This window comes from Corynebacterium spheniscorum (assembly GCF_900113445.1).
GTDB classification, from domain to species: Bacteria; Actinomycetota; Actinomycetes; order Mycobacteriales; family Mycobacteriaceae; genus Corynebacterium; species Corynebacterium spheniscorum.
Genome location: NZ_FOPJ01000012.1, coordinates 1 through 4,341 on the forward strand (window position 1 = coordinate 1; position 4,341 = coordinate 4,341).

At 55.2% G+C, this 4,341-nt stretch carries 2 protein-coding genes and 1 CRISPR repeat array; both genes read left to right on the forward strand.

Annotated elements, in window-relative coordinates:
- Positions 1 to 838 precede the first annotated feature (838 nt).
- Positions 839 to 2,044 (forward strand): FTR1 family iron permease, encoded by a 1,206-nt coding sequence (locus BMZ01_RS08615; RefSeq protein WP_177180131.1) that lies wholly within the window; start codon positions 839 to 841, stop codon positions 2,042 to 2,044.
- Positions 2,045 to 2,058: 14 nt separating this feature from the next.
- Entirely contained in the window at positions 2,059 to 2,862 is an 804-nt protein-coding gene (locus BMZ01_RS08620) for an iron transporter (RefSeq protein WP_092286486.1), read from the forward strand.
- A 209-nt stretch (positions 2,863 to 3,071) separates the two neighbouring features.
- Positions 3,072 to 4,337: a CRISPR direct-repeat array (repeat unit 28 nt; unit sequence GTGTTCCCCGCGTGAGTGGGGATGATCC).
- Positions 4,338 to 4,341 lie beyond the last annotated feature (4 nt).

Consider the following 4,341-nt stretch of genomic DNA (forward strand, 5'->3'; position numbering starts at 1 on the left):
CGGATATAAGCCCCGGAACCTAATAAAACCCGGATTTACATACCCTGACCAGCTACAACGCCGAAATTTGAGCACACATTTTGCTACTTAACCCGCAACCGTTGTTGGTTTGCAGACCTCGAGGCAGGGGCTGGGGAGCTGCTCATCCTGCCATCAATATTGAAGCGCAGAAGCGTGGGGGATAAGGGGAGTCCAAGGCATCTGCGTTTAGTGGAGCCCGATTAGCTAGCCCCCGAGGTTGAAACCGGCTTTAGTTGGGGTCCTCAAGCGCTGTTATCGAAACACTAACCGCGCCAAACCTTCAAAGCTTTTGGGGATCATTGCCGTTTCAATTCCCCTTATCGGGGGTTATTGAAAAAGCTATTATCGGGACGCCTATCGGCTGATGGCGATAATGTTCAAAACGTTGAACATTCCCCTCACCTGGACTATATCGTGACCAAAGCTTAAGGGCTCTTTCGAAGTTGGGATCATTTCCAACTTTTGGTGTAAATCGTTGCAACTTCTTAATGGGGTGACTATTGACAGGCTTGCCTTCACAAGGCTAGCGTTTTAGAGGGCGAGACACGCCTAACCTAAGTCAGGTTCATCCTGGGAAAGCTAAGGTCCGATGACTAGCTCTGTCCAGTGCATTTCGCGCTTCACCGGATGGTTTGCATTTGCTGCCGCAATCGCGTTGACACTAATGATGACCGCCGGTGGAACTGCTACTGCTTCCGCGGTTTCTCATGAATCCGTGAGTATTAGCGCTGAGGGTGATTCCACTCTTAGTAAATGCGAAAAGGGTGTTAAAAACCCCGATGGGTCACCCCGTACGTATCAAGACTATGCACTCTGCATGGCAGCTGAATTAGAACTCGCACAAGCAGCTTATAATTCCGGCGATATTCCTAAAGCCGTGGATCAAGTTGGTGAAGCCTACTTCGGTTGGTATGAAAATAACCTCGAACCCGCCAGCATGACTTTGCCCGGCAACCGCAAGGTGAAAATGGAAGGTCGTTTCACGCGACTGAAAATTGCCATCCGAAATGGTGCCGATGCCGAAACCGTGCATAAGGATATTGAGGTCCTCAAAGTGGCCGTCGCTCGAGACGCGATGGTGCTTGATGGCGTATTGGAAAAAGACTCCCCTGAATCCGCCGGCGAGCAGCTGCTAGCTACTCAAAGCGTCACTAAGGGGAGTGAATCAACCCGCAGCAAGGTGCAGTTCACCCTAGCTTTTAGCCTCTTGCTACGCGAAGGCCTAGAAGCCCTGTTGGTTGTTGCCTCCATCGTGCTTTACCTGGTGAAAAGCGGAAACCGCAAACTCGTACGTTGGGTATATGCAGGCGTTATCGCCGCAGTCATCCTATCCTTCGTTTTAGCCTGGATAATCCGGGCAGTGATCGGCGGAGCCGGCCCAGCCCAAGAAATGCTCGAAGGCTTCACCATGTTCCTGGCAGTCGCCATGCTCTTCTACGTATCCAACTGGATGCTGTCGAGGACATCTGGCGAAAACTGGCAGAAATATATTTCCGGAATGGTGAAAACCTCCGTGTCCTCCGGGGCAGCCAAGGCGATTGTCTTTGCAGCCTTCCTCGCGGTTATCCGTGAGGGCGCCGAGCTGGTGCTGTTCTACGCAGCAGCATTCTCCTCGGAAGCAAACGAAGATCGTACGGCTATCTTTGGTGGCTTTGCAGCCGCCGCAGTATGCCTAGCAGTTATCTTCGTGATCATCCGATATGGCGGCGTCAAGCTACCTATTCGGCCGATCTTCTATGCCACTTCCATCCTGCTCTTTGCCATGTGCTTGTCCTTCGTGGGCAAGGGTGTGGCCGAGCTTAAGGAAGCCAATGTCATTCTCGGCGACACAAACCTGCCGTGGATGAAGTTCTATATGCCCGAATTGGGCATCTACCCCTGGGCTGAAACCCTATTGCCCCAGATCATCCTCTTTGTCGCAGCAGTGTGGATCATTTGGGCGCATAGTAAACGTCCCAGCAAGTCGCAGAACGCGCCGGTCGAAACCGCGGAAGAACAAACCGCAGCCTCGGCTGAACACTAAGGAGAATTGCCTATATGAAGACCATCAACAAAAAGATCCTTGCAGCCGTGACTGCTGGCCTGTTCTGTGCGGGTTCGCTCGGTGCTTGCACCAGCAACGAAGCTGCCTCTGAAAAGGCTGATGACACCAAGGCTGAAGCTGCCGCTGAAGGTGCTGCCGAGGGTGCTCCCGAGGTTAACGCTCGCCCCGACGAGTGTGGTCTCCAAGAGCAAGAAGGCCCCACCACTTCCTTCGGTATCTTCGACGCGGCTGTCATGTACTTCCAGCCCGGCCAGATGGCAGAGAATCCCAACAGCACGATGAAGATGCTGGATTACAAAGATTCCCAGATGCACATCGAGCTGGATCTGAAGGCTAACGCCTACGCCACCAACTGGGGCTACTCGGTCGATGAGACTCCCGCCAACCTGACCATTAAGTACCTGTTGACGGACAAGGATGGCCAGACCAAGTCTGAAGGCATGATGATGCCGATGAACGCCATCGATGGTTCTCACTACGGCACCAACCTTGCCAAGGACACCATCACCGAGCCGGGCGACTACAAGCTGAAGATCACCATCTTCCCGCCGTCGAACTACGATATCCACTCCGACTACATCACCGGCGTGCCGGCTGATGCTTGGTTCAAGCCTTTGACCCAGGAAATGGATTGGAAGATCGAGCAGGAGAACCTTGACGCAGTCAAGGAGAACACTGTCGACAATCCGATGGAGCCGGGCGACAACTGCAAGAAGTACCCCAAGAAGATGTACGAAAACAAGGAAGCTGCAAAGACCCTTGAAGAGGCTGAGAAGAACGAGCCCCTTAAGAAGTAATCACTTCTGACTGACTGGCCGGGACCCGCTATCCTTTCGAGGATTCGGGACCCGGTCTTTCGCTGTGTCAGGGGTGCTCGGCTGGTGTGTCGATGGCCTCTTGAGGGTCGGCTGGACAGTGAATCTAGGCCCGTTTCCGAGGGACCATCGGTGTGCACAAGTTAAAGCTATAATCGACCCGTGAGAACTAAATAGCGAGGTCAGTTAGTGTGTTCCCCGCGTGAGTGGGGATGATCCCAGAAGGTGGTGGAAGCTAGGGCACGTAGGGACGGTGTTCCCCGCGTGAGTGGGGATGATCCCATAGTAGCTTTATTTTCGCCACTGAAAATTTGGTGTTCCCCGCGTGAGTGGGGATGATCCAGGGCGAGCCTAACTCGATGTGGAAACAGTACGGGGTGTTCCCCGCGTGAGTGGGGATGATCCGCAACCGGTATTGTCACTATCACTGCACCTGCGGGTGTTCCCCGCGTGAGTGGGGATGATCCTCCGGGGAATCAGGTTATCGACGTCTTGCCACGGGTGTTCCCCGCGTGAGTGGGGATGATCCCACCCATGGTTGGACACCGAACGTTACCCGCTGAGTGTTCCCCGCGTGAGTGGGGATGATCCGGTCAAAATCACCGACGAAGCGGTGAAAACGAATGTGTTCCCCGCGTGAGTGGGGATGATCCCATGCGGTCCACACATTCGTCGACAGCGGTCACAGTGTTCCCCGCGTGAGTGGGGATGATCCTCGAAACAAAGCTAAAACTGTTGTATGAAGAGGGGTGTTCCCCGCGTGAGTGGGGATGATCCGCGATCATGGTCCCGGAGTGGACTCGGGCGGTTGGTGTTCCCCGCGTGAGTGGGGATGATCCCGAGGGCATTAGCGCGGGTTTGCAGGCGGCCGGAGTGTTCCCCGCGTGAGTGGGGATGATCCAGCGTCGTGCATAGGACAGAGCATAGCGCGTTATGTGTTCCCCGCGTGAGTGGGGATGATCCGAGTTTGGTGAGTGGGTTAAGCGCAACTCTGAGTGTGTTCCCCGCGTGAGTGGGGATGATCCCAGTCACCAGCTCACGGTGGCAGCGCACCTCCAGGTGTTCCCCGCGTGAGTGGGGATGATCCCCCGAGGTTTGATACCTAACCCGAGGTTTGGTTTGTGTTCCCCGCGTGAGTGGGGATGATCCGCAAGCTATCGAAAAGGTTGAAAAGCAAACAGGCGTGTTCCCCGCGTGAGTGGGGATGATCCGGACACCCCACCAAAACGGCCCGCTATATTGCTTGTGTTCCCCGCGTGAGTGGGGATGATCCAGGCCCTTTGGATACCCCCGGGCCGCGTTGCTGAGTTCCCCGCGTGAGTGGGGATGATCCTGCGCACATCTCACGGGTGAGGTCAGCGCAGGTGGTGTTCCCCGCGTGAGTGGGGATGATCCCAGTCGAAGCATCCGCCAACTTAGCCGCCGCCTCGTGTTCCCCGCGTGAGTGGGGATGATCCGCTC

Bases quoted from the DNA above. Each gene is read 5' to 3' on its own strand.
- BMZ01_RS08620 (WP_092286486.1), top strand. From the start codon at position 2,059: ATGAAGACCATCAACAAAAAGATCCTTGCAGCCGTGACTGCTGGCCTG.
- BMZ01_RS08615 (WP_177180131.1), top strand. From the start codon at position 839: ATGGCAGCTGAATTAGAACTCGCACAAGCAGCTTATAATTCCGGCGAT.